This window comes from Nonomuraea dietziae (assembly GCF_014195505.1).
In the GTDB taxonomy this organism is placed as follows: domain Bacteria; phylum Actinomycetota; class Actinomycetes; order Streptosporangiales; family Streptosporangiaceae; genus Nonomuraea; species Nonomuraea roseola.
Genome location: NZ_JACIBV010000001.1, coordinates 5,596,916 through 5,622,189 on the forward strand (window position 1 = coordinate 5,596,916; position 25,274 = coordinate 5,622,189).

A 25,274-nucleotide genomic window follows, 5' to 3' on the forward strand; every position below is an offset into this window, starting at 1 on the left:
CCATGACGGCCCGTCGCCACGCCTTCTTCCGGGTCAGGTCATGAAGAGGAGGAGCGCGACGATCACCGCGTCGAGGACGAGGCCGACGACGGTGGACAGCCAGCGGCTGCGTTGCCGCGCCGTGGGCAGCTCTCGCCAGCGGGCCACGTGCAGGGCCGTGCCCGCCGCGGTGGCCGCCGCGACGAGGATGAACACGGCGAAAGGCACCGTGCCCCAAGCCCCGGCCATCCAGGCCACCCAGAGCACCAGGGCGGCGTTGGCCGTCATGCTGACGATCCCGAGCCGGTCGGCCTGGGGGCGGTTACGGGTAGGCGTGCGGCGGGTCGCCATCTCCCACGCGGTCACGACCGCGGCCAGGAGCAGGCCGACGGTGATCACGAGGAGGAGCGGATCGCCGGACGCGGGCCGCGGCCCCTCGTGGCCGAGCAGCCGCAGGCCCACGTGGTCGACATCCCTGTCGGTGTTGCCCAGCACGACCACGCCGCGCCCGCCCGCGCGGTCGAATCCGACGTATGCGCGAAAGCCACCGGTACCGCCGTTGTGCCAGGTGACCTCGCCCTTCGCGGTCCTCGTCGTGTACCAACCGTAGCCGATGCGGCGGGTGTCGTCGTCGGTGAAGCGCGGCGTCGCGGCGTCGCTCCCCGGGGCGCCGCCCTTCAGCATCGCGTCTACGAGGAGGGCGAGGTCGGCGCTTGTGGACCAGATGCTCATGCCCGCCGGGGCGTAACCGTCGCTCGTCCATGGGTCCGCCTCGTGCCCGGCCTCCACGTACCCGTGTGCCCGGCCCGCCGGCGGGGTGGAGGTGGTCGTGGCCTTCATCCCGAGAGGTTCGAGCACCCGCCGCTTCAGCATGTCGGCGTAGGGCAGCTTCGCTCGCTCGCCGAGCGCGTGCCCGAGCACGGACATGCCGAGGTTGGAGTAGGCGACCGTGCCGCGCCCTGAGAGCTCGGCGGAGTTGGCCGCCTCGCGCACGTCTGAGACGTCCTGTCCGGCGTAGGGGTTGCCGTGGGTGTAGTTCGCGGTGGCCCCCCGTACCAGCGGGCCGAGACCACCGGCCAGCCGGGGCAGGCCGGAGCGGTGGCTGGCCAGTTCCTCGTAGGTGATCGAGCCCTGGAGGCCGGGCACAGGAGAACGCGGGTCGAGGCCGTCTTTGGCGACCATGTCGGCGAGGATCATGCCGGTGAGCGCCTTGCCGACCGAGCCGATCTCGAACGGGGTGGAGGCGTCGACCGAACGCGGCGCGGGGCCGCCCGTGTCGCCGACCCCCGCCGTGCGGACGACGCCGTTCTCGATCAGCGCCACGGACAGCGCGCGGTGACCGTCGGATCCGGCCGCTCGCCGTACGGCCTCGGCCAGCGCGTGGTCGCCGGTCGTCGCGGACCCCAGGCGCGGCGGCGTGGGCGCGACCACGAAGGCCACGACCGCGGCCAGCCCCGCCGCAACCAGGGCGGACGCCAGCCGGCCCGGTGTCGGCCAAAGGCCACTCCGCTGGAACATGGAACGCATCCCCTCTCAAGATCGGACAAATCGCTTCGGCCGCTGCGATCGGCCCCACGGGGAGCTGCGGCAACCATGGGGAACGCGTGAACCGTAGGACTGCGGGACCGCACGGACTGCGGGACCGCACGGGAACCGCACGGACCGCGAGAACCGCACTGACCGCGAGAACCGCACTGACCGCGAGAACCGCACAGACCGCACAGACCGCATGGAGCGCACAGACCGCACGGAGCGCACAGACGCACGGAGCGCACAGACCGCACGGAGCGCGCGGGAACCGCACAGACCGCACTGATCGCCGGAACCGCGGGACCGCACGGACTGCACGACTGCGGGAGCGCGGGAGCCGCACGGACGCGGGCTGATCGCGGGACCCACGCGGGCGTTGATCGCTGGCAACCATGGAGACCCGCGTCACGGGCACGACCCGCCACCGTGGGTCGGTCCGCGAACGACGGCACCGGGCCCTTCGCACGGGGCGGCGGGGACGCAGCGGCTCCTTCCGGTGGGCAGCGCATGGGAAACACGGCTGGGGGAGGCCGGCCATGGAGCAACGCCGGAGGTCGAGCGGGAGGTGGCGGCCGGGATGCGACGGGTCAGCTCCGATGATCAGCCGCGACGGGAGAAGTAGACGAGCGCGACCACATAGGCCACCCCTCCAACGGCTCCTAAGAGGGCGAACGGCATGGGATCCTCCCCGCGCCAGATCTGTACGAAGAACCCGCCGACCACCACCATGCTGAGCACGTTGGCTGTGGCGCCGCGGGCACGCAGCTCGTTGAGCCTGCGCCGCTCGTCGCCCAGCTCCCCGCTCAGCATCGCGGTGGTCTCGCTGCGCTTGCGCGTCAGCAACAGGAAGGTGGCGTAACCAGCCATGATCCCGACGAGCGCGAGCCCGAGGACGATCTCGCCGCGGGCCATGACCGGCACGCCCATCAGCAGGCCGAGCAGGAGGCAGAACACCGGGAAGAACCAGCGCTTAGTCGTCACAGTGGAAGATCTCCTCGACGGATCGGCCGAAGAAGCGGGCCAAGCGGATGGCGAGCGGAAGCGAAGGGTCGTATCGGCCCTGCTCTATGGCGTTGATCGTCTGCCGGGAGACACCGAGACGCTCCCCGAGGGCCTGCTGGGAAAGCCCGGCGCCGTTGCGCAACTGCCTGACGTCGTTGTCCACAACGTAAAGCTCCTTTTACCTTGACCCTCGAATGGAAAGTACCCTTGACACCGAAAAGTGTCAAGGGCGCTTTACTTCTCAGCCCTCGCGACACTAGGCCACCTGGACGCGCGAGGACCGCAGACAGACGATCACCGCGGCTCGCGGAGATCGTCGAGCGGACCGACCTCCGCGCGGATGAGTGGACACCGCGAAAGCCGCGCCATCGCTCATGTCGGATGCCGAGGTGGTGGTGGAGGACATCGCCCGGCTCGTCGGCCACAAGTGGACCGGGGCGACGGACCACCAACAAGCACCTGGGCCTGATCCCCTTGAGGGGTGGTCTTCCCTCGTGAAAGTAGGGAAGCGTAGTCACCGGGAAAACAAAAGGCCATTTCCCTTAATGGGAAATGGCCTTCGAACGAGGTGGGGCTACCAGGACTTGAACCTGGGACCTCTTCCTTATCAGGGAAGCGCTCTAACCGTCTGAGCTATAGCCCCGCGCACGAAGAACCGTATCGCATCTGCGGAGCAGAGGCGAACCGGTTGTTCCGACGGGGAAAAGCTTACCGTGTCCCGGCCCCTGCTCGCGCCGCCAGACCACAGACGCGAGCAGAGACGGGACTTCGGACTACTCGGCCTCGCTGAACGTCACCTCGACGCCGCCGACCAGGTCGGCCGCGATGTTGTAGATGACGGCGCCCAGCGTGGACAGCGCGGTGATCAGCACGACGTTCACGGCGCCGATCAGCGCGGTGTATCCCAGGATCCGCACAGGCTCGAACCAGCTGGACACGTCGAAGCTGCCCGTCGTCTGGCCGTCGGCCTGGGTCAGCTGGTTGACCGTCTGGACGATCGATTCGAAGACTCCGAGGGCCGACAGCACGCCGTACAGCACGGCGACCGCCACGAACAGCACCACGAAGCACACCAGGGAGACGACGAAGCTGAACTTCATCGCCGACCACGGCTCCACCCGCCGCAGCACCAGGTGCGCCTTGCGCGGCAGGCGGGCGGCTGCTGCGGCCTTCTTCTTCGGCAGCTCGACGACGGGCGGAGGCGCCTCGGAGGTCAGCGACGGACGGATGCGGACCGTCTCGTTCTGCTCCTCCACCTGCTCCTGCTCCGTATCCGTCTTGTCCCCGATCATGTCGAGAACCTCGGTCTCGGGTTTCTGCCCGTTCTCACGAGTCGACGTCGCTTTGGCGGGACCGCCCTGGGCGCTCATGGACTATTCTCCTCCCCCGTCTTCCTCAGCCTCCACCGACGTCTCCATCGACTCGGCGTTCCGAGCGAGGGCCACGACGCTGTCGCCTTCGGCGAGATTCATCAGGCGCACTCCCATGGTCTGGCGGCCGGACTGCTTGATCTGCCCGGCGCTCGTCCGGATCACCCCGCCGTTGGACGTGATCGCGAAAACCTCGTCCTCCGGGTTGACCATGACGGCTCCGACCAGCTTGCCACGAGAGGTGACAATCTTCGCAGTCAGCACGCCCTTTCCGCCACGTCCCTGCAACGGATACTGGTCGACGGGTGTCCGCTTTGCGTACCCGCCTTCCGTGGCGATAAGCACGTCCTCACCATCTGCCAAGCGATTCATGGCGAGAAGTTCGTCGCCGTCAAGGAATCTCATGCCGATGACACCGCTCGTGGCGCGTCCCATCGGGCGCAGCGCGTCGTCGGTGGCGGTGAAGCGGATGGACTGGGCGCCCTTGGAGACGAGCAGCAGATCGTCTTCCTCGGAGACCAGGCGGGCGGCGATGACCTCGTCGTCCTCCCTCAGGTTGATGGCGATCAGGCCGCCGGTCCTGGGGGAGTCGTACTCCGACAGCCTGGTCTTCTTGACCAGGCCACTGCGGGTGGCCAGCACGAGGTACGGCGCGACGAGGTAGTCGCGCAGGTCGAGGACCTCCATGACCGTCTCGTCGGGCTGCATGGCCAGGAGGTTGGCCAGGTGGAGACCGCGCGCGTCACGTCCGGACTCGGGCAGCTCGTAGGCCTTGACCCGGTAGACCCGTCCCTTGTTGGTGAAGAACAGCAGCCAGTGGTGGGTCGTGGTGACGAAGAAGTGGTCGACGATGTCGTCCTGGCGCAGCTGCGCCCCGCGCACGCCCTTGCCGCCGCGCTTCTGCGCCCGGTAAAGGTCGGTCTTGGTGCGCTTGGTGTAGCCGCCGCGGGTGATGGTGACGACGATCTCGTCCTCGGCGATGAGGTCCTCGATCGACATGTCGCCGTCGTAGGCGATGATCTCGGTGCGCCTGTCGTCGCCGAACTTGCCGACGATCTCGGCGAGCTCCTCGTTGATGATCTCGCGCTGCCTGACGGGGCTGTCGAGGATCGAGTTGTACTCGGCGATCAGCGTCATCAGGTGGTCGAACTCGTCCTGGATCGCCTGGCGCTCCAGGGCAGCGAGCTTGCGCAGCTGCATGTCGAGGATGGCCTGGGCCTGGATCTCGTCGATGTCGAGCAGCGTCATCAGGCCGCCCTGCGCCTCGGCGGCCGAGGGGGAGCGCCTGATGAGGGCGATGACCTCGTCCATCCGGTCGAGCGCCTTGAGCAGCCCGCGCAGGATGTGGGCGCGCTCCTCGGCCTTGCGCAGGAGGTAGCGCGTCCTGCGGACGATGACCTCGACCTGGTGGGCCACGTAGTGCCGGATGAACTGGTCGAGACGCAGCGTGCGCGGCACGCCGTCGACCAGCGCGAGCATGTTGGCGCCGAAGGTGTCCTGCAGCTGGGTGTGCTTGTAGAGGTTGTTGAGCACGACCTTGGCGACGGCGTCGCGCTTGAGCACGATCACCAGGCGCTGGCCGACCCTGGAGGAGCTCTCGTCGCGGACGTCGGCGATGCCGGTGAGCTTGCCCTCGCGGACCAGCTCGGCGATCTTGAGCGCCAGGTTGTCGGGGTTGACCTGGTAGGGAAGCTCGGTGACGACCAGCGACTGCCGGCCCTTGCCGTCCTCCTCGACCTCGACGACGGCCCGCATGGTGATCGAGCCGCGGCCCGTGCGGTAGGCGTCCTCGATGCCGCGCCTGCCGACGATCAGCGCCCTGGTCGGGAAGTCAGGGCCCTTGACCAGCCCGATCGACGCCTCGAGCAGCTCCTCGTCGGTGGCCTCGGGGTTCTCCAGGCACCACTTGACCGCCGAGGCGACCTCGCGCAGGTTGTGCGGGGGGATGTTGGTGGCCATGCCGACCGCGATGCCGCCCGAGCCGTTGACGAGCAGCTGCGGGATGCGCGCGGGCAGGACGTCGGGCTCCTGCGACTTGCCGTCGTAGTTGGGCCTGAAGTCGACGGTGTCCTTGTCGATGTCGCGCAGCATCTCCATGGCGATGGGCGCGAGCTTGCACTCGGTGTACCGCATCGCCGCCGCGGGGTCGTTGCCCGGCGAGCCGAAGTTGCCCTGGCCGTCGACCAGCGGGTAACGCAGCGACCACGGCTGCGCCAGCCGTACGAGCGCGTCGTAGATGGAGGTGTCGCCGTGCGGGTGGTAGGTGCCCATGACGTCACCGACGACGCGGGCGCACTTGAAGTAGCCGCGGTCGGGACGGTAGCCACCGTCGTACATGGCGTAGAGCACCCGCCGGTGCACGGGCTTGAGACCGTCGCGGACGTCAGGCAGCGCACGGGACACGATGACCGACATCGCGTAGTCCATGTAGCTGCGCTGCATCTCGGACTGAATGTCCACAGGCTCGATGCGGTCAGCCGGTGGTGGAGTTGTCACATCCGTCACAGGTGAAAATCCTTCTTCGTGGTACGGCTACCGCTAGACGTCGAGGAAGCGGACGTCGCGCGCGTTACGGATGATGAAGTCGCGCCTGGCTTCCACGTCCTCGCCCATGAGCACGCTGAACAGGTCGTCGGCCTGGGCCGCGTCGTCGAGCGTGACCTGGCGAAGGAGCCTCGTCTCCGGGTTCATCGTGGTCTCCCACAGCTGACCGGCGTTCATCTCGCCCAGACCCTTGAAGCGCTGGACGTTGTCGCGCGGGCGGGGGTCGGGCTTGCCGGCCGCGATGCCCTGGGCGATGACCGCGTCACGCTCGGGGTCGGAGTAGGCGTAGGAGGCGTCGTCGCCCTTACGGTCCCACTTGATCTTGTAGAGCGGCGGGCAGGAGAGGTAGACGTGGCCCGCCTCGATCAGCGGCCGCATGAAGCGGAACAGCAGCGTCAGCAGCAGGGTGTTGATGTGCTGGCCGTCGACGTCGGCGTCGGCCATCAGGATCACCTTGTGGTAGCGCAGCTTGGCGATGTCGAACTCGTCGTGCACGCCGGTGCCGAGCGCGGTGATCAGCGCCTGCACCTCGTTGTTCTTCAGGACCTTGTCGATCCTGGCCTTCTCGACGTTGAGGATCTTGCCGCGGATGGGCAGGATCGCCTGGAAGCGGGAGTCGCGGCCGCCCTTGGCCGAGCCGCCCGCCGAGTCGCCCTCCACGATGAACAGCTCGCACTTGTCGGGCTCGTTCCACTGGCAGTCGGCCAGCTTGCCCGGCAGGCCGCTGCCCGACTCGAGCAGGGACTTGCGCCTGGTCAGGTCGCGGGCCTGGCGAGCCGCTATGCGGGCCCGAGCGGCCTGCAGCGACTTGTTGATGATGTCCTTGGCCTCGCCGGGGTTGCGCTCGAACCAGTCGCGCACGTGGTCGTTGCAGGCCTTCTGGACGAACGACTTGGCCTCGGTGTTGCCGAGCTTGGTCTTGGTCTGGCCCTCGAACTGCGGGTCGGCCAGCTTCACCGAGACGATCGCGGTCAGTCCCTCGCGGACGTCCTCACCGGAGAGGTTGTCGTCCTTGCCCTCCTTGAGGAACTTCTGCTCGCGCGCGTAGCGGTTGACGATGGAGGTCAGCGCCGCGCGGAAGCCCTCCTCGTGGGTGCCGCCCTCGGCGGTGTTGATGGTGTTGGCGAAGGTGTAGACCGACTCCGAGTAGGAGTTGTTCCACTGCATGGCGATCTCGACGGAGATGCCCTCGCCATGCGCCTCGAAGTCGATGACCGACGCGTGCGCGGGCTCCTTCTTGGAGTTGAGGTGCGCGACGAAGTCGGACAGGCCGCCCTCGTAGAAGTACTCGACCTTGTGGACCTCGCCGTCGATGTGGTCGGGCCGCTCGTCGGTCAGAGTGATCGTCAGGCCCTTGTTGAGGAAGGCCATCTCCTGGAAGCGGCGCGAGAGCGTCTCGAAGTTCCACGTCGTGGTCTCGAAGATGCCGGGGTCGGCCCAGAAGGTGATCGAGGTGCCCGACTCCTCGGTGGCCTCGTCCTGCGACAGGGGAGCGACGGGCTTGGACATCTCGAAGCGCTGGCGCCACACGTGGCCGTTCTGCTTGACCACGACGTCCATGGCTGTGGACAGCGCGTTGACGACCGCCGAGCCGACGCCGTGCAGACCGCCGGAGACCGCGTACGACTTGCCGTCGAACTTGCCTCCCGCGTGCAGCGTCGTCAGCACGAGCTCGACCGCGGAGACCTTTTCCACAGGGTGGATGCCCGTGGGGATACCGCGACCGTTGTCGACGACCCGCACGCCGTTGTCGGCGAGCAGGGTGACGTCGATGCGGTCGGCGTGGCCGGCGAGGGCCTCGTCGACGGAGTTGTCCACAATCTCGTAGACAAGGTGGTGGAGACCGCGCTCGCCGGTCGATCCGATATACATACCCGGGCGCTTGCGGACCGCTTCAAGCCCTTCGAGTACGGTGATTGAGCTAGCGTCGTAGGACAACTGCGAAATCCTCCTGCCGCGGACACGCGGCGGGGGAGGCGACACCTGCCAGTAGCCCCTGCCGTGCCCGTCACCGTCGTGAGTGCCCCGATGCGCGGTCACCCAGGGGAGTCGGCTCGCATGCCGCGGGTGACACGCAAGCGGACGTGTCCGGAATCCGCTTTCATTCTACCGGCTCTGAGGGCTGTTAGTGGCATTGAACGCGCCTGTGATGCCCTGTAGCTCGTTCTCCCCCCGGTCGAGCATCCCCCCTCTGGGAGAGGTGCTCAGCGGCTCTGGGGCAATCTGATCGCCCGGTGTGGGATTTACCCGTAGGTGTCGCCCGGTCCGCGGCTGCCCGTGACACGTAGGCCACCCATCGGTCGAGGGGCGTTTTGTGGTCCTCTGACCTTGACCTTTTTGACCGTGCCCTCGCCCAGCTCCTCGTTGAGCCTGCGGATGAGCGTGCGGGCCAGCAGCCGCACCTGGGTCGCCCACGCCGTGGAGTCGGCCGCGATGACCACCTCGCCGTCCTCGAAGGCCTCAGGTTTGGTGTGGGCGGCCAGGTCAGGGCCCACGATCTCGGGCCACCTGCCGAAGACACCGCCGACCGCGGCCGAGCGCTCCCAGCCGCGGGTGGCGAGCAGATCCATGATCGCCTTGCCGAACAGCTGCGGGTCGCCGGCGTCCCTCTGGGCCTTCCTGCGCGGCTCGCGGCGGGGGAGTTGCCCGCGCTTGGCGGCGTCGGCCTTGGCCTGGGCGAGCTTCTCCCTGGCCAGCGCCGCCCCCCGGGCGGTCGGGTTCTCCTCAGCGGACACGGGTCACACTCCCCCCTGCGACATCGAAACGGGAGCCGATCAGCTCCGTGGGCACGTCGTCGGCGACCGCGGCGGTGATCAGCACCTGCTCCGCGGGAGCGACGATCTCGGCCAGGCGACGCCTGCGCTGGCTGTCGAGTTCGGCGAAGACGTCGTCGAGGATGAGCACGGGATCGCCGCCGTCGGCGCGCAGCAGATCGTAGGCGGCCAGCTTCAGTGACAGCGCGAACGACCACGACTCGCCATGGCTGGCGTAGCCCCGCGCGGGCAGATCGCCGAGGCCCAGGATCAGGTCGTCGCGGTGTGGACCGACCAGCGTGACGCCCCGCTCCAGCTCCGCCTGGCGGACCTCGAGCAGCCGCTCCCTCAACCTCGACTCAAGGGTTATCCCCAGGTCTGTGGATAACGTCTGTGCATCAGAAGATCCGCTCCCACCGGCCTGTTCGTCCTCCGCGTCGTCCCCACCTGTGGACAACGTGCTGCGATAGGACAGCTCGGCGGGGGCGCTCGTGGGCGCCAGCGAAGCATAGGCCGAGGCGACCAGCGGGCGCAGCGACTCGATCAGATCGAGCCTGGCTCTGAGGAGCTCCGCGCCGTGCCTGGCGAGGTGGGCGTCCCACACCTCCAGCGTGCTCAGCACGTCTCCCGCGCCCGCCGCGGCGAAGGCGGACTCACTCTCGGCCCTGCGTGATCCGCCGCGCCCACGACGAGCCTGGGCGGCCGTACGCAGCAGCGCGCCCCGCTGCTTCAGCACGCGGTCGTAGTCGGCCCTGACGGCCGCGAAGCGCGGCGCACGGGCCACCAGGAGGTCGTCGAGGAAGCGGCGGCGCTCGGCGGGGTCGCCCTTCACCAGCGCGAGGTCCTCGGGCGCGAACAGGACCGTGCGCAGCAGGCCGATCACGTCGCGGGGGCGGGAGACGGGAGAGCGATTGAGCCGCGCCCTGTTGGCCCTGCCCGGGTTGATCTCCAGCTCGATCAGCGCGCGCCTGTCGTCCCTGTGGACGGCGCAGCGCACGATCGCGCGGGCGGCGCCCTGCCGTACGAGAGGGGCGTCGTTGGCGACCCTGTGGCTGGAGTGCGTCGCCACGTACCCCATGGCCTCGACCAGGTTGGTCTTGCCCTGCCCGTTGGGCCCGACGAACGCCGTGACGCCAGGCTCGAGGCCTAGCTCCACGGCGGCGTAGGACCTGAAGTCGGTCAGCGAGAGATGGGCGACATGCACCCCACGAAGGTTAGTGGGCCACACCGACCACTGGGGTCAACGCCGGGCACCCCTGTGGAAAACGAGTATGGCCCGCGGGATCACTGTGCCTCTCGCGGCGGGGTCACGTCGGCCCCTGGGGAGTCCGCGCCCTTCTCGGTGGAGCCCGCCGCGGAGGTGACCGCGTGGCCGCCGAACTGGTTGCGCAGCGCCGCGACCATCTTCATCGCGGGCGAGTCGTCCTGGCGCGAGGCGAACCTGGCGTAGAGCGCGGCGGTGATCACCGGCAACGGGACCGCGTGGTCCACAGCCGCCTGCACGGTCCACCTGCCCTCGCCCGAGTCCTGTGCATAACCCTTGAGCTCGTCGAGGTGCTCGTCGTCGTCGAGCGCCCTGACCAGCAGGTCGAGCAGCCATGACCTGATCACCGTGCCGGTGCGCCAGCTCGAGAACGAGCCGCGGACGTCCTTGACGATGTCGGAGGCCTCGAGCAGCTCCCAGCCCTCGGCGTAGGCCTGCATCATGCCGTACTCGATGCCGTTGTGGACCATCTTCGCGAAGTGGCCCGCGCCGACGTCGCCCGCGTGGACGAAGCCGTCCTCGCCCTCGGGCTTGAGCGTCTCGAACACCGGCATCAGCCGCTCGACGCTGGCCTTGTCGCCGCCGCACATGAGCGCGTAGCCGTTCTGCAGGCCCCAGACGCCGCCGCTGACGCCGCAGTCGACGAAGCCGATGCCGTGCGCCTTGAGCTCCTCGGCGTGGCGCTGGTCGTCCACATAGTGTGAGTTGCCGCCGTCGATCACGAGATCGCCCTCGTCGAGGAGCTCGCCGAGCTCGTTGACCGTCAGCTGGGTGGGCTCGCCGGCGGGAACCATGACCCACACCGCGCGCGGTGCCTGGAGCCGGTCGACGAGCTCTCTGAGGCTGGAGACGTCGCTGACCGCCGGGTCGCGGTCGTATCCGACCACCTCGTGACCGCCGCGGCGCAACCGCTCGGCCATGTTGCCGCCCATCTTGCCGAGCCCGACCATGCCGATCTGCATGTTGATAACCCCCTTGTCAGGCTTCCATCATCGCCGATGGCTGTGTCAGCTGGACAAGCGGATGGGCATGATCAGGTAACGGTAGTCGGGAGCCCCACCGTCGTCCACAGGCTTGCCGCCAGTGAGGATAGCGGGCTTCGTCGAGGTGGTCATCTGCAGCCTGGCGACATCGGAGTCGATCGCGCCCAGACCCTCGAGAAGGAACTGGTGGTTGAAGGCGATGTTCATCTCCTCGCCCTCGTAATCCACAGGCAGCACCTCGACGGCCTGCGCCTCGTCGCCGCTGCCCGCCTCGAGGACGACCTCGCCGCCGCGGAAGGCCAGCCGTACGGGGGTGTTGCGCTCGGCGACCAGCGCCACACGCTTCACGGCCTCGACGAACGGGCCTGTGGACAGGTCGGCCTTGGCCGAGAACTCCGTCGGCAGCAGCGAGCGGTACTTGGGGAACTCGGGGTCGAGCAGGCGCGTGGTGGTGCGGCGCCCCGCGCTGGAGAAGCCGATCATGCCCTCGCCCGTTCCGCCGGCCGAGCTGAGCGCGATCTCGACCTCGGCGCCTGTGGATCCGAGCGCCTTGGCGGTGTCGGCGAGCGTCTTGCCGGGGATCATCGCGATCGCCGAGAAGTCAGGCTGGCCGGGCTGCCACTTCAGCTCCCGTACGGCCAGGCGGTACCTGTCGGTGGCCGCGAGCGTGACGGTGTCGCCCTCGATCTCCATGCGCACACCGGTGAGCATCGGCAGCGTGTCGTCCCTGCCCGCGGCGACGGCGACCTGGCCGACGGCCGAGGCGAACACGTCGCTGCCCACCTTGCCCGCGGCGGGTGGCATCGCGGGGAGCGACGGGTAGTCCTCCACAGGCATGGTCAGCAGTGTGAACCGCGCACTGCCGCAGGTGACGACCGCCTTGGCGCCGTCCACCACGAAATCCACAGGCTGTGCGGGAAGCGCGCGCGTGATCTCGGCGAGCAGCTTGCCCGAGACCAGCACCACACCCGGCTCACCGGTCTGCGGTTCGAGGGTCACCTCGGCGGAGACCTCGTAGTCGAAGCCCGAGAGCTTCAACTGGCCCGCGTCGGTGACTTCCATGCGCATGCCGGCCAGGACGGGCACGGACGGGCGCGCAGGGAGGCTGCGAGCCGTCCATGCGACCGCCTCAGCGAGCACGTCGCGCTCGATCCGGAACATCACGGGGATCAGCCTCCTGCTTTGGTCGTCGCTGCTTGTTCAGTGTTCACTCTCCCGCACCTGAGCTCCGGGAGAACCCCTCTATGGGTCTTTGAGTTTCTTAGTTAGAGATAGAGGAAGTCATCTTCATAGGGGCTGTGGATGTTGTGGACAGCCGACGTTTCCGCAGCTCAGCCCGGACGAATTCATCCACTGCCGGTGTGGGCGAAGCCTGGGGAGAACTTCGCCGCCTGGGGATGACGCCGCGTCACCCACAGGCCGTCCCCAGATCGGGGGGTCTTCGTCCACCGGTTATCCACTGGGTTTCAACAGGTTATCCACGGGGAAAAGAGGGTCACCTGGGGCTCCCGTTTCAGCTGTTCACAGGGCATCCACAAGTTGTCCACGAGTTGTCCCCAGGTTGTCCTCAAGATGTCCCCACCCTTATCCCCAGGCTCTGTGGGCGTCGTCGGCGCTTTTTGATCTTCGTCGAGGCCGGAAGAGGCCGTCTGAGCTGGTCCACAGAGTTATCCACAGGCTGTGTACAGTCAGGCCTTCGATGTCTGCTTGATGCGCATCGTCAGCTCGTTGACCTGGTTGTACATGGAGCGGCGTTCGGCGATGAGCGAGCGAATCTTGCGCTCGGCGTGCATCACGGTGGTGTGGTCACGTCCGCCGAACTGCTGCCCGATCTTGGGAAGTGAGAGGTCGGTCAGCTCTCTGGCCAGGTACATCGCGATCTGGCGAGCGTTGACCAGCGCCCTGCTGCGCGAGCTGCCGCACAGGTCGTCGATGGAGATGCCGAAGTACTCGGCGGTCTTGGCCATGATCGTGGCGATCGTGATCTCGGAGCTGGCGTCGGTGGTGATGAGGTCCTTCAGCACCACCTCGGCCAACTGCAGATCCACACCCTGCCTGTTGAGGCTGGCGAAGGCGGTGACCCTGATCAGCGCGCCCTCGAGCTCGCGGATGTTCGTCGAGATCCGGCTGGCGATGTACTCCAGCACCTCGGGCGGCGCGGCCAGGCCCCTCCTGGATCGCCTTCTTCCTGAGGATCGCGATGCGGGTCTCGAGCTCGGGCGGCTGGACGTCGGTGATCAACCCCCACTCGAACCGGTTGCGCAGCCGGTCCTCCAGGGTGATCAGCTGCTTGGGCGCCCGGTCGCTGGAGATGACGATCTGCTTGTTGGCGTTGTGGAGGGTGTTGAAGGTGTGGAAGAACTCCTCCTGCGTCTGCTCCTTGCCCTCAAGGAACTGGATGTCGTCCACAAGCAGGATGTCGATCGCGCGATAGCGGCTGCGGAAACCGTCGGCCTTGTGGTCGCGGATGCTGTTGATGAAGTCGTTGGTGAACTCCTCCGAGCTCACGTACCTCACCCTCGCGCCGTCGTAGAGCGACTGGGCGTAATGCCCGATCGCGTGCAGCAAGTGCGTTTTCCCCAGGCCCGAGTCGCCGTAGATGAACAGCGGGTTGTACGCCTTGGCCGGCGCCTCGGCCACCGCGACGGCCGCCGCGTGGGCGAAGCGGTTGCTGGCTCCGATGACGAATGTCTCGAATGTGTATTTCTGGTTCAGCCTCGCCGGCTCGCTCGGCTTGGTGCTCTTGGCTTCCCAGCGGTTCTGTGGAGGCTCGGGCTGCGCCTGTGGATATTCGGTGGATACCTGAGGCGGCTCGGGCGGCGGAGCGTAGAAGGGGGCGGCCTCCGGGGCCTGGTAGCTGGGCTGTGCATAACTCTGCACAGGCTCAGGCGCCTGGGGAAAACCCTGATTCACAGGCTGGGGATGAGACTCCACCATCGGCTGGTCCGGCGTGGTGGTGTCGATCATCACGGCCAGCCGTACGGGCCTTCCGAGCTCCTGGGAGAGCGCGTGGCCCACATGGGAGCGCAGCTTGCCCTCGATGAGGTCCTTGAGGAACTCGTTGGGGACGCCCAGCACGATCGTGTCGCCCGCCATGGCGATCGGCCTGACCATCGCCAGCCAGGTGCGCTGCTGGATCGGCAGGTTGTCGTTGAGGAAGTTGGCCAGCGCGCGCGCCCATACCGTGCCGAGGTCGTCCCCGTTCATGGTGTGGCTTCCCCTCCATTGTTATCCACACAGAGCAGCAGCCATGATCGCTGACTGCTCGAATATCCACAGGCGGTCCGATGTGCGATCTCCCCAGGTGTTCCACAGGAGATCCACAAGTTGTGCACAGAGTGATCCCTCCGTTACGGCTGGGGTCGGGGAGTTGTGCACACCTGTGTTCAAGTCGTTGTCCACAGACTAGTGGCACCTGAGTGCACAGACTGTGGACGCGCGAACCCCGGTGGAAAAGTTGCCTGTGGAAACGTGGAAAACTCCGCTGGTTTGACCTGGAGCATGCCTGGCCCGTAACGTACGACGGTCGGCTTGTCGCGTGACGGCTCTTTTGCATGCCCTCTCGACTTCGGCAGGCCAGCCATGTGTGTCACGCGCTCCCGCTCGAAGGCGGGGGTGCACTTTCAAGCCTGGAGCCCACTCGTGAGCAAGCGTACTTTCCAGCCGAACAACCGTCGCCGCGCGAAGACCCACGGCTTCCGGCTGCGTATGCGCACCCGGGCCGGCCGCGCGATCCTCGCCGCTCGTCGCCGCAAGGGCCGCGAGAAGCTGTCGGCCTGACGGTCGCCCTGTCCCAGCTTGATCGCCCGCCGGCGCTTCTCGTCGGCGGGCGATAGGCGTCTGATCTGACGTGTTGTCACAAGAGTCCCGCATGCGGCGGGGTGAGGATTTCTCCGTCGCGGTCAAGCGCGGAGCGCGCGCCGGTCGCCCCACCCTCGTCCTGCATTTGAAAGTCGCGGGGGACGGACCGCCACTGGTCGGTTTCGTGGTGAGCAAGGCCGTGGGCGGCGCAGTCGTGCGCAACAAGGTCAAGCGCCGGCTTCGACACCTGATGCGGGACCGTCTAGCAAGGCTGCCGCGAGGTAGCCTGCTTGTGGTACGCGCTAATCCACCTGCCGCGTCCGCGCGACACGAGCGCCTTGCCGCTGAACTCGATGCCGCGCTGGATCGTTTGTCAAGGCGAGAACAACGATGACGGAGCAGACCGGCCTGACTGCTCGGGCGCTCATGGCCCCGATCAGGTTCTATCGGGCGTTCATCAGCCCGATGTTGGGTCCACGCTGCCGTTTTTACCCCTCATGCAGTGCTTATGGGCTTGAGGCGATTGCCGTACATGGTGCTTTGCGCGGCATATGGCTGACTGTCCGGCGTATCGGGCGTTGCCACCCATTCCATCCCGGAGGTTTTGACCCGGTGCCCCCACGCCCGGTTCGGTCCCACGAAACGCAAGGGAGCTAGCTCGGTGGAGCTGTCCTGGCTTAACTGGCTCTACACGGCCATCGCCCAAGTCCTCACCTGGATTCACCAGGGCTACAGCACCTTCCTCGATCCCGATAGCGGGCTCACGTGGGCGCTGACCCTTATCACGATCACCGTCGCCATGCGGCTGCTGATCTTCCCGCTCTTCCTCAAGCAGATGAGCTCGTCGAAGAAGATGCAGGAACTCGCGCCGAAGGTGCAGGAGATCCGCAAGCGCTACGCGAAAGACAAGCAGCGCATGAACGAAGAGGTCATGAACCTCTATCGTGGCCAGGGCGCCAACCCCCTGGGCGGCTGCCTGCCGGTCCTCGCGCAGTTCCCCATCTTCATCTCGATGTTCACCGTGCTGAACGCGATGGCGCACGGCGAACTCAAGTTCGGGATGACGCAGCAGTTCGTCGACAGCGCGCGAGCCGCCCACATCTTCGGCGCGCCGCTGCCCGCCAACTTCTTCATGGGCAGCGAGCAGCTTGCGACCTTCGGCGCCGACGCCGTCCAGACCAAGATCGTACTGGGAATCTTCGTGGCGATCAGCTCGCTGACGACGTTCCTCACCGTCAGGCAGAGCGTCACCCGCTCCATGCAGCAGATGCCCGACAACCCCATGGCGTCGCAGCAGAAGATCCTGATGTACATCTCCCCGCTGTTCGCCTTCTTCAGCCTCAACTTCCCGCTCGGTCTGATCTTCTACTGGGTCACCACCAACGTGTGGACGCTCGGCCAGCAGCACTGGTTCTACTCCCGCAACCCTGCGCCCGAGTTCGACGCCAAGGGCAACGTGATCCCCGTCGCGCCCAAGAGCGGCCTGCTGTCCAAGGTGAGGAAGAGCGCGCCGGCCGCCGAGGAGGCGCCGCCGGAGAAGCCGGAACCGAAGATCATCCGGCAGCAGCCCAGCAAGCAGCCCCGCAGCAAGCGCACGGGCAGCAAGAAGTCTTGACCCACATCACGACGTCGATCCACAGCACGAAAGAGAGGCCCGACGTGACCGAGGCCGAGCAGGAGAAGGCTCCGGATCTTGCGGCGCTTGAGCAAGAAGGTGAGATCGCGGCGGACTACGTGGAGGGTCTGCTCGACATCGCCGACATCGACGGCGACATCGACATGGATGTCGAAGGGGACCGCGCGCTGGTCTCCGTCGTCGGCGTCAAGGGCACCGACCTGGTCGGCCAGAGTGGCGAGATCCTCGAGGCGCTCCAGGAGCTGACCCGGCTCGCCGTCCACAGGCAGACGGGGGAGCGCTCCAGGCTCATGCTCGACGTCGCCGGCTACCGCGAGAAGCGCAGGGCCGAGCTGAGCAAGCTGGGCACCGAGGTCGCCGAGACCGTCAGGCGCAACGGCGAGCCCAAGTCGCTGCACCCGATGACTCCGTTCGAGCGCAAGATCGTGCACGACGCTGTCGCCGCCGCGGGGCTGCGCAGCGAGTCGGAGGGCGAGGAGCCCCACCGTTTCGTGGTCGTCCTGCCCGTCTGATCCCGTCCATCGGGTACGGCAGGCACGCGCCAGGCCGTCGGCCCCTTCGGGGCTGGCGGCCTTTCTGCTGGCATCCATCCGCTCCTCGGTCGGCGTGGATGCGCGGACGGCTAGTCTTCGTTCCTGTAGGCACCCACCCCCGACCGCACATTCAGGAAAGGCCACCGGATCAGTGAGCGACGAGCTGACGGCTCCACCGCAGATAGCGCGCGAGGTGTTCACCGGCGACGCGTGGGACAGGGCGCAGGAGTTCGCACGGTTGCTGGCCGGTCCCGGGGTGGTCCGCGGGTTGCTCGGTCCGCGTGAGGTGCCCAGGATCTGGGACCGCCACCTGCTCAACTGCGCCGTGGTCGCCGAGGCCATTCCCGAGAGCGTCCGCCTGGTCGACATCGGCTCCGGTGCGGGTCTGCCCGGGCTGGTCCTGGCGATCGTACGGCAGGACCTCACGGTCACGCTGCTGGAGCCGCTGCTTCGCCGTACCGTGTTTCTCGAAGAGTGCGTCGCCGCGCTCAAGCTCGACAACGTCGAGGTGCTGCGTGGCAGGGCCGAGGAGTTGGCGGGCAAACGCGAGTTCGACGTCGCCAGCGCCCGAGCCGTCGCTCCGCTCGACCGTCTCCTGAAGTGGTCCCTTCCGCTCCTGCGCGAAGGCGGCGAGCTCATCGCCATGAAGGGGGAGCGGGCCGCGGAGGAACTCGCCGACGCCGACGCGCAATTGCGGGCCAGCGGGGTGCGGACGGCCGAGCTGATCTCGGTCGGGCACGGTAAGGTCGAGCCGCCTGCAACTTTGGTCCGAGTAGTCGCGGGTCGCGCGCCGGCGTCAGGACGGCGCCGGCGAAAGAGGTGACAGTTGTGCCGGACACGTCAAGCGGACTCGGGTGGCCGGGTAAAGCCCGCCCCGAGAGCCCGTCAGGTCTCGGCTGGCCGGAAATGGACGTGTCGCGGCACAGCATTGCGGGCAGCACCCGGCCGCTGGTTGAAAGGATGGCCATCGTGACCCAGACCCCCCTTAACCCCGGCGATTCGCCGCTGGTACGAGAGGCACTCAGCTCCGTGGTTTCACGTGAAACATCTGCGACCCAGACGGCGGACGCCCCCACGCAGGACATCTCCCCGTCGGAAGCCCCCTCGTCAGGTACCGCCGCGCCGGCCGACGGCTCCTGGCCGCGTCCCTCCAAGTGCCGCGTCATCGCCGTCGCCAACCAGAAGGGCGGCGTCGGCAAGACGACGACCTCTGTGAACCTCGCGGCCGCCCTGTCGATGAACGGCGAGCGCGTGCTCGTCGTCGACCTGGACCCCCAGGGAAACGCCTCGACGGCCCTGGCCACGGAGCACCGTGGCGATGTCCCCGACGTGTACCAGGTGCTCGTCGACGACCTTCCCATGGCCGACATCGTCAAGGCGGTTCCGGACATGCCGGGCCTCTTCTGCGCCCCCGCGACCATCGACCTGGCCGGCGCGGAGATCGAGCTGGTCTCGCTGGTGGCCCGCGAGGCGCGGCTTCGTCGCGCGCTGTCGGCGTACGAGGCCGAGCTCGACTACATCATCATCGACTGCCCGCCGTCGCTGGGGCTGCTGACCGTCAACGCTCTGGTCGCGGCTGACGAGGTGCTGATCCCGATTCAGTGTGAGTACTACGCGCTGGAGGGGTTGGGGCAGCTGCTGCGCAACGTCGATCTGATCAAGGCACACCTGAACCCGACGTTGAACCTGTCGACGATCGTGCTGACGATGTACGACGGGCGGACGAGGTTGGCGTCGCAGGTGGCGGACGAGGTGCGGGCGCACTTCGGGGACACGGTGCTGAACACGGTCATCCCGAGGAGCGTGCGACTGTCGGAGGCGCCCAGCTATGGGCAGTCGGTCATGACGTATGACCCGGGGTCCAGTGGGGCGATGGCTTACATGGATGCGGCCAGGGAGATCGCCTACCGGGCGGTGACGGTCTGAGCGGCTTGAGAGCGGGGGAGTCTTCACGATCAAGACTCTCCCCTTCCCGCCCCCCTCGCCCGTCACCCACCCAAGCCTCGACACTCATCCTTAGCCCTCCGACCCGCCCGGCCTCGACACTCGTCCTTAGCCCTCCGACCCGCCCGGCCTCGGCGCTCATCCGCAGCCGCCACCACCTGCCCGAGCCGCCACCCCCACCTGAGCCACCCCGCACCTGACCCGTGCCCGCTTGAGCCCCTGTTCCTGAGCTACCTCCCGCCTGAAGCCGCCCCGCGCCTGTCCGTCCCGCCTAAGCCGCACCCTGACCGGCCCGCGCGCACTCGCCCGAGCCATCACCCGCTCGAGCCACCTCTCGCCTGAGTCACCTCTCGCCTGAGTCACCTCTCGCGTGAGCTGCCGCGACTGAGGGGCGCCCGCCTTACCCAAGCCGCTGCCTTGCCTGCCAACGCACGTTCGCCTGGGCTGCCCCGCGCCTGAGTCATCCCGCGCCTGAGCCACTCCCGCTTGAGCTACTCCGCGTCTGGCCACCTCTCCCGCTTGAGCTACCTCCCGCGTAAGCTGCCCCGCGCCCGGCCACCCTGCTTGAGCTGCCCCGCGCCCGGCCACCCTGCTTGAGCTGCCCCGCGCCCGGCCACCCTGCTTGAGCTGCCCCGCGCCTCAACGGCGTCCGCCTACGCCGCATCACGCCGGCCCGGGCGCACCCGCCTGAGCAGCCTCCTCATCTCGCTCGCCTGGGTCTCGCCCTCGCGTCGTCCGCGCGGCGCACTCGCCCTGGCGTCTCCTTGTCTCGCCCCTCCGCCCGCCTTGAGCTGCCTTCGCCCCTGTCTCTGTCAGCTCTAGGGGCCACCCCCTCGCGGGACGCCCGATCCCGGTCACCCGCCTGGCCCGCTGCCTTGCCTCGCGTCGCGCTCACCGGCGTCGCGCTCACCCTTGCGGTGCTACCCCTGCGGTGCTCATCCGCGCTGCGTTCATCCGCGCTGCGTTCATCCGCGCTGCGTTCATCCGCGCTGCGTTCATCCGCGCTGCGTTCACCCGAGGCTGGCCCGCTCCCTCGCGCGTCGTTGAAGTCGCAGGCTCCAGGTACGGCTTGGGCGGGATGTGGCAAACCCGACCGAACTGCGTGTGGCGAGCGGGCACTCGGATGCGCCTGCGACGGTAACCTCTCCTGATGTGACCGGAAGCGGCCGGGTGGATGAGGAGACGCAGTGAGTCAGCAGCGGCGGGGACTGGGAAAGGGACTCGGGGCGCTCATCCCGACCGGCCCGATCGTTGACGGCACTGGGGCGGTGTCACCGTCTGGCGGCTCGACACAGGACAACGGCCCGCAACCGATCGCCGGGGCGTACTTCAGGGAGATCGCCCTCAAGGCCATCACCCCGAACCCTCGCCAGCCACGTGACTTTTTCGACGAGGAACGTCTCGAGGAACTGGCTGCCTCCATCAAGGAGGTGGGTCTGCTCCAGCCGATCGTGGTGCGTTCGATCGGTGGCGGGAGCTACGAGCTCATCATGGGGGAGCGCCGCTGGCGCGCCTGCCAGCTGGTCGGTCTTGACCCCGTTCCTGCGATCGTCCGCAACACCCAGGATGACGATCTCCTCCGCGACGCCCTGATCGAGAACCTTCAGCGCGAGCAGCTCAACCCGCTCGAAGAGGCCGCCGCCTACCAGCAGCTGCTCGACGACTTCGGCGCCACCCACGAGCAGCTCGCCCAGCGGGTTGGACGTTCGCGTCCGCACATCTCCAACACGCTCCGCCTCCTGAACCTCCCGCCCAATGTCCAGCTGACGGTTGCCGCAGGCGTCATCAGCGCCGGGCACGCCCGTGCTCTGCTCGCCCTGGACGACTCCCGGGCGCAGGAGTACCTCGCCAAGCGCATCGTTGCGGAGGGCCTTTCGGTGCGGACGGTTGAGGAGATCGTGGCAACAGGCGGCGCCAAGGCAGCGGGAGCGGCGCCCAAGGAGCGCTCGGCGAAACGTCCGTCCATGCCGGGCCTCGTCCACCTGGCCGACCGCCTCTCGGACCACTTCGAGACCAAGGTGAAGGTGGATTTGGGGCACAGGAAGGGCCGCATCGTCGTCGAGTTCGCCACGATCGACGACCTGGAACGCATCATCAGCACCATGGCCCCGGAAGCGGCACACGCCATGCGGGAGGGCGACGAGGTCGCCTAACGCCCGCCCTCACGCTCCACCTGCTGAGCCTGCCTTCCCCTCAGGCAGCGGAGTCCTGAGGCAGGCGGCACAGCCTAGACCGCGGATGCTTGATGTTGGGGGCGTTGTTTCACGTGAAACCACGCCCCTAACCTTTCGCCCGATCGCCATGGGGAAGCTTGTGCGGGCATCGCGTTTCACGTGAAACCACTCGAGATCCGAAGGCGGATTCCTCACCGGGCAGCTTTCACGGGATCGACAGGTCCCCTTCGCCGGTCGGATCGAGTCGTATGGTTCCGCCCTGCTCTCCTCGCCCCCCTTCCCCTTCTCCTGGTCCCTGCTTCCCTCCCTCCTCCTGGCCCGCTGCTCCTCGCTTAGGCTTCCTTTCTCCTGTCCGCCGCCCGCGCCTGCTGGCTGGGGCCGCGTCGCCTCCGGCCGCCCGTTGCTGCCGCCTGCGGTCCGGTCCCCGTAGCCCAGCGCCTGCGGCTTCCGTTTCACGTGAAACCGCGCCGTAGATAGAGGCGCCTGGCTGGTAGGCATGCCGTTTCACGTGAAACAGAGAGCCATGAGTTCGGCATGGCGGCAGCTGACATCCCTGTGCGTCGCGCCTTTCCGTGTGGCACGGTGGATCACGCTCTCTGCGTGGCGCCTGCCGCGTTCGTCGCCGTTCCGTTTCTGTAAGAGGTGCTCGGCTACAGCGCTCTGGCCACTGGGCGCGGGATCGTCCCGATAGGTCTCGCGCCTTCCGTGTGGTGCCGCGCCTCCCGCTCTCCGCGTGGTGCCGCTCTCCGTGTGGTGCCGCGCCTCGCGCCCTCCGCGCCTCGCGCCCTCCGCGCCTCGCGCCCTCCGCGCCTGCGCGTCCTCCGCTTTCCGTGTCCTCCGCTTTCCGTGCCCCGCGCTTTCCGCGTCCTCTGCTCTCCGCGCTCTCCGCGCGATGTGGTGCGTTGTGCTTCCCTGAGCGGCGTCATGCGTTGTGCGCTCCGCGTGGCGTTGGGCGCGCGTCTCGTCCGCGAGCGGTGACGTCTTGTTGCGTCGCCCTCCCCGTTGCGCTGCGTGGCGCTTAGGAAATGCGCGAGGGGAGGGTTGGCAGCTTCCTGGATCTAGGCGTTCAGGTGTCTCTCGATGTCTTCGATGAAGTCGTCAACCTGAGCCGGGCTGGTGTCGAAGGCGGTCATCCAGCGGACGACGCCGGTCCGCTCGTCCCAGACGTGGAACAGGTACCGCTCCTGCAATGAAGCCGTCGCCTTCTCCGGCAGGGAGACGAAGACGGCGTTGGATTCGACTGGATAGGTGATCTCGACACCGGGAAGCGCGGCTACTCCTTCAGCGAGGCGTCGCGCCATGGCGTTCGCGTGGGCCGCGTTCGTTCGCCAGAGCTCGTCCGTGAGAAGCGCCGAAAGCTGCGTCGAGATGAAGCGCATCTTCGAGGCCAGCTGGAGTGACTGGCGACGGAGGAACGGCACCCCACGGGCGAGAGACGTCTCCAGCACCACCACCGCCTCCGCGGCCAGTGCGCCGTTCTTCGTCCCTCCGAAGCTGAACACGTCGACACCCACGTCTGTCGTGATTTCACGAAGGGAGCAGTCGAGGAAGGCGGCCGCGTTGGCCAGGCGGGCGCCGTCCACATGGAGGTAGAGGCCGGCTTCGTGTGCCGTCTCAGCGAGGGCGGCGATCTCGCTGGGGGAGTAGCAGGTGCCGAGCTCGGTCACCTGGGAGATGGACACCACACGCGGCTGCGATTCGTGCGGGTTGCCGAGGCCTCCCAGGCGAGAGGAGATGTCCTGCGGCGTGAGTTTGCCGTCCTTCGTCGGGACGGTGATGAGCTTCACGCCGAGCATGCGTTCCGCGGCACCGGCCTCGTGGGTGGCGATGTGCGCGGTGTCCGCGCAGATGATGGCGTCGTAGCGGCCGAGCATGAGGGCCAGGCCCACCATGTTGGCGCCCGCGCCGTTGAGCACCGCGAACCCTTCCGCGTGGTCGCCGAACTCGTCCTTGATGTGTCGCTCGAAGATGGCGGTACAGGAGTCGCCACCGTAGGCGGGGGCGTCGCCTTCGTTGGCGATGGAGATGGCGGAGAGGATCGCCGGATGGACGCCTGCGTGGTTGTCGCTGGCGAAGCTCTTGGGATACAGCGAGTCGATGAGCACATCGCCAGGCTAATGAGCCGACGACGCCCGCGTTCTTGGCGGGGTCTGCTCCATGTGCCTCGGGGAGGGTAGAAGCGGCTCGTTGGGCCGAGGCGTGGGAGGGGCCTGAAGAGGTCTCCTTGGGGGACCGAGACGATCTCCTGGGGAGGGGGCGGCCCCGAGGGAAGGGCTGGAACGCCGCCCTGGGAGAGGGCGAGCCGCTGTGCTCTCAAGTGAGGGGCCGCATGACACGGTGGGCCAGCGTCTGGCGATGATCCCTGCGAGTGGAAGGTGATTACCGGTGGCGTCGTCCAGTGAGCGGGTGCACCGCCTCCAGTTGAGATCCCGATGAGCGGGTCCACCGCCTCCGGTTGAGATCCCATGGGGGGTGCACAGCCTGCGGTAGAGATCCCATGGGCGGGTGCTCGGCCGTAGGGGGGAGCTGATGGACGAGGCGGTGCCTCTGAACCGCCGGCCGTCGAGCGTTTGTCTCCAGAGGCTTGGACCCCGCAGCGGAGGAGGGGGGTCAGCGGTGGGCGGCTCGTTCGAGGAGGCCTCGGCACAGCGCGCCCAGGTCCTTGCCTGCCGCCTCCACAGCCATCGGCAGCAGCGACGTCTCCGTCATGCCGGGAGCGACGTTCACCTCGAGGAAGTGCGGTTGGCCCGCCGCGTCCACGATGAGGTCGGTACGTGAGACGTCCCTCAGTCCCAGCGCCGTGTGCGCCGTCACCGCCATCTGCGCGCAAGCCTCAGCAGCCTCAGGTGACAGGCGCGCGGGGGCGAAGAACTCCGTGTGCCCCGCGGTGTAGCGGGCGGCGTAGTCGTACACCCCCTCGTCCGGGACGATCTCCACGGGTGGCAGCGCCACGGGACCGTCGCCCAGGTCGACCACGGACATGGCCACCTCGACGCCCTCGATGTACCGCTCGACGAGCGCCGTGTCACCGTAGGCGAAGCAGCCCACCATCGCCGCGGGCAGTTCCTCCGCGGTGCGCACAATGGAGGCCCCCAGCGCCGACCCGCCGCGAGCGGGCTTGACGAACAACGGAAGCCCGAGGTGCTCGACGATGCGTGACAGCACGGCCGAGGCACCGAGGTCGTGGAAGGTCTCCTTGGGCAGCGTCACCGATTCAGGCGTCCGCAGCCCCACGGACCTCACCACCGCCTTGGCCGTCGGCTTGTCGAACGCCACCCGGCAGGCGTCCGGATCCGCACCGACGTAGGGCACTCCCAGCAGTTCAAGAACCGAACGGATCGCGCCGTCCTCGCCGGCCCCGCCGTGCAGCGTCACGAACACCGCGTCCGGCGGATCGGCGAGAACGGCCGGCACCAGGGAGGCGTCGGTGTCCCTGGTCTCGACGTCGATGCCGGCCGCGCGCAGCACCTCGCTCACCCGCCGACCGGACCGCAGCGAGACCTCGCGCTCGTAGGACAGTCCGCCGGCAAGCACGAGCACATGTCCCAGGTCGCTCATCAAAAACCCTCCGTAGATCGCCGGCGCCGCACGATGTTCCACCGTACCCGTCCAGCCGGTTGACCAGAGCCCCGCGGCGGTCCGTCCCCTCCATCTTTCTCCTGTACGGCAAGCCACCCAAGCGCCTCCCTAGTCACCGCTGACCGACCGTCCAAGGGACGCTCCCCGTGCGCGGTGGCCAACCGCCCCAACGGCGCCCCAAC

At 67.8% G+C, this 25,274-nt stretch carries 20 protein-coding genes, 1 tRNA gene and 1 pseudogene; 8 read left to right on the top strand and 14 right to left on the bottom strand.

The annotated features are described in order from the left end of the window. Positions 1-33: 33 nt before the first annotated feature. The 12 genes and pseudogenes from FHR33_RS26775 to dnaA form a co-directional block, all read right to left on the bottom strand. Positions 34-1,497 (bottom strand): serine hydrolase domain-containing protein, encoded by a 1,464-nt coding sequence (locus FHR33_RS26775; RefSeq protein ID WP_183653134.1) that lies wholly within the window; start codon positions 1,495-1,497, stop codon positions 34-36. A gap of 612 nt (positions 1,498-2,109) precedes the next feature. Further along, positions 2,110-2,490, bottom strand: coding sequence for a hypothetical protein (locus tag FHR33_RS26780; protein ID WP_183653135.1), 381 nt, complete (start codon positions 2,488-2,490; stop codon positions 2,110-2,112). Continuing rightward, a complete protein-coding gene (gene relB, locus FHR33_RS26785; RefSeq protein WP_183653137.1) occupies positions 2,480-2,674 on the bottom strand; it encodes a type II toxin-antitoxin system RelB family anti-toxin in 195 nt (64 codons plus the stop codon). Before relB ends, FHR33_RS26780 begins: the two co-directional genes overlap by 11 nt. 406 nt (positions 2,675-3,080) lie before the next feature. Continuing rightward, positions 3,081-3,154: transfer RNA gene (locus FHR33_RS26790), tRNA-Ile, on the bottom strand. Between the two features lie 130 nt (positions 3,155-3,284). After that, a complete protein-coding gene (locus FHR33_RS26795) occupies positions 3,285-3,881 on the bottom strand; it encodes a DUF3566 domain-containing protein (RefSeq protein ID WP_183653139.1) in 597 nt (198 codons plus the stop codon). Between the two features lie 3 nt (positions 3,882-3,884). Then, complete coding sequence (gyrA, locus tag FHR33_RS26800; protein ID WP_183653141.1) at positions 3,885-6,386, bottom strand: DNA gyrase subunit A; 2,502 nt, start codon at positions 6,384-6,386, stop codon at positions 3,885-3,887. Positions 6,387-6,419: 33 nt separating this feature from the next. Continuing rightward, complete coding sequence (gene gyrB, locus FHR33_RS26805) at positions 6,420-8,363, bottom strand: DNA topoisomerase (ATP-hydrolyzing) subunit B (protein ID WP_183653143.1); 1,944 nt, start codon at positions 8,361-8,363, stop codon at positions 6,420-6,422. Positions 8,364-8,668: 305 nt separating this feature from the next. Continuing rightward, the gene (locus tag FHR33_RS26810; RefSeq protein WP_312895736.1) at positions 8,669-9,160 is read right to left on the bottom strand and encodes a DciA family protein; all 492 of its coding nucleotides are present in this window, start codon (positions 9,158-9,160) and stop codon (positions 8,669-8,671) included. Then, a complete protein-coding gene (gene recF / locus FHR33_RS26815; protein WP_183653145.1) occupies positions 9,150-10,382 on the bottom strand; it encodes a DNA replication/repair protein RecF in 1,233 nt (410 codons plus the stop codon). The genes FHR33_RS26810 and recF overlap by 11 nt, the downstream gene beginning before the upstream one ends. A gap of 80 nt (positions 10,383-10,462) precedes the next feature. Next, positions 10,463-11,404: a phosphogluconate dehydrogenase (NAD(+)-dependent, decarboxylating) gene (gnd, locus tag FHR33_RS26820; protein ID WP_183653148.1), complete on the bottom strand. Its 942-nt coding sequence runs from the start codon at positions 11,402-11,404 to the stop codon at positions 10,463-10,465. A gap of 45 nt (positions 11,405-11,449) precedes the next feature. Continuing rightward, positions 11,450-12,589, bottom strand: a complete 1,140-nt coding sequence (gene dnaN, locus FHR33_RS26825) for a DNA polymerase III subunit beta (RefSeq protein WP_183653151.1) — start codon at positions 12,587-12,589, stop codon at positions 11,450-11,452. A 524-nt stretch (positions 12,590-13,113) separates the two neighbouring features. Then, positions 13,114-14,632 (bottom strand): annotated as a pseudogene (gene dnaA, locus FHR33_RS26830) (chromosomal replication initiator protein DnaA). A gap of 435 nt (positions 14,633-15,067) precedes the next feature. Here dnaA and rpmH point away from each other — a divergent pair. The 8 genes from rpmH (at position 15,068) to FHR33_RS26870 (ending at position 21,492) form a co-directional block, all read left to right on the top strand. Continuing rightward, entirely contained in the window at positions 15,068-15,205 is a 138-nt protein-coding gene (gene rpmH / locus FHR33_RS26835) for a 50S ribosomal protein L34 (protein WP_043614899.1), read from the top strand. Between the two features lie 70 nt (positions 15,206-15,275). Then, a complete protein-coding gene (gene rnpA / locus FHR33_RS26840; RefSeq protein WP_183653154.1) occupies positions 15,276-15,620 on the top strand; it encodes a ribonuclease P protein component in 345 nt (114 codons plus the stop codon). Further along, the gene (yidD, locus tag FHR33_RS26845; protein ID WP_183653157.1) at positions 15,617-15,883 is read left to right on the top strand and encodes a membrane protein insertion efficiency factor YidD; all 267 of its coding nucleotides are present in this window, start codon (positions 15,617-15,619) and stop codon (positions 15,881-15,883) included. The genes rnpA and yidD overlap by 4 nt, the downstream gene beginning before the upstream one ends. Before the next feature lie 4 nt (positions 15,884-15,887). After that, entirely contained in the window at positions 15,888-16,841 is a 954-nt protein-coding gene (gene yidC, locus FHR33_RS26850; protein ID WP_183653160.1) for a membrane protein insertase YidC, read from the top strand. A 44-nt stretch (positions 16,842-16,885) separates the two neighbouring features. Further along, entirely contained in the window at positions 16,886-17,374 is a 489-nt protein-coding gene (locus tag FHR33_RS26855; RefSeq protein WP_183660311.1) for a R3H domain-containing nucleic acid-binding protein, read from the top strand. A 172-nt stretch (positions 17,375-17,546) separates the two neighbouring features. Beyond that, a complete protein-coding gene (gene rsmG, locus FHR33_RS26860; protein WP_183653163.1) occupies positions 17,547-18,218 on the top strand; it encodes a 16S rRNA (guanine(527)-N(7))-methyltransferase RsmG in 672 nt (223 codons plus the stop codon). Positions 18,219-18,364: 146 nt separating this feature from the next. Then, a complete protein-coding gene (locus FHR33_RS26865) occupies positions 18,365-19,321 on the top strand; it encodes a ParA family protein (protein WP_376773298.1) in 957 nt (318 codons plus the stop codon). A gap of 1,205 nt (positions 19,322-20,526) precedes the next feature. Further along, on the top strand, positions 20,527-21,492 hold the full coding sequence (locus FHR33_RS26870; protein WP_183653166.1) for a ParB/RepB/Spo0J family partition protein: 966 nt from the start codon (positions 20,527-20,529) through the stop codon (positions 21,490-21,492). A 1,079-nt stretch (positions 21,493-22,571) separates the two neighbouring features. On the opposite strand, the gene FHR33_RS26875 is transcribed toward FHR33_RS26870, so the two are convergent. Continuing rightward, the gene (locus tag FHR33_RS26875) at positions 22,572-23,618 is read right to left on the bottom strand and encodes a threonine aldolase family protein (protein ID WP_183653169.1); all 1,047 of its coding nucleotides are present in this window, start codon (positions 23,616-23,618) and stop codon (positions 22,572-22,574) included. 505 nt (positions 23,619-24,123) lie between these two features. Continuing rightward, a complete protein-coding gene (locus FHR33_RS26880) occupies positions 24,124-25,071 on the bottom strand; it encodes a D-alanine--D-alanine ligase family protein (protein ID WP_183653172.1) in 948 nt (315 codons plus the stop codon). Positions 25,072-25,274 lie beyond the last annotated feature (203 nt).

Excerpts from the sequence above, each read along its gene's own strand:
- FHR33_RS26775 (WP_183653134.1), bottom strand. The coding sequence starts at position 1,497 with ATGTTCCAGCGGAGTGGCCTTTGGCCGACACCGGGCCGGCTGGCGTCC.
- FHR33_RS26795 (WP_183653139.1), bottom strand. The coding sequence starts at position 3,881 with ATGAGCGCCCAGGGCGGTCCCGCCAAAGCGACGTCGACTCGTGAGAAC.
- gnd (WP_183653148.1), bottom strand. The coding sequence starts at position 11,404 with ATGCAGATCGGCATGGTCGGGCTCGGCAAGATGGGCGGCAACATGGCC.
- yidD (WP_183653157.1), top strand. The coding sequence starts at position 15,617 with ATGACGGAGCAGACCGGCCTGACTGCTCGGGCGCTCATGGCCCCGATC.
- FHR33_RS26880 (WP_183653172.1), bottom strand. The coding sequence starts at position 25,071 with ATGAGCGACCTGGGACATGTGCTCGTGCTTGCCGGCGGACTGTCCTAC.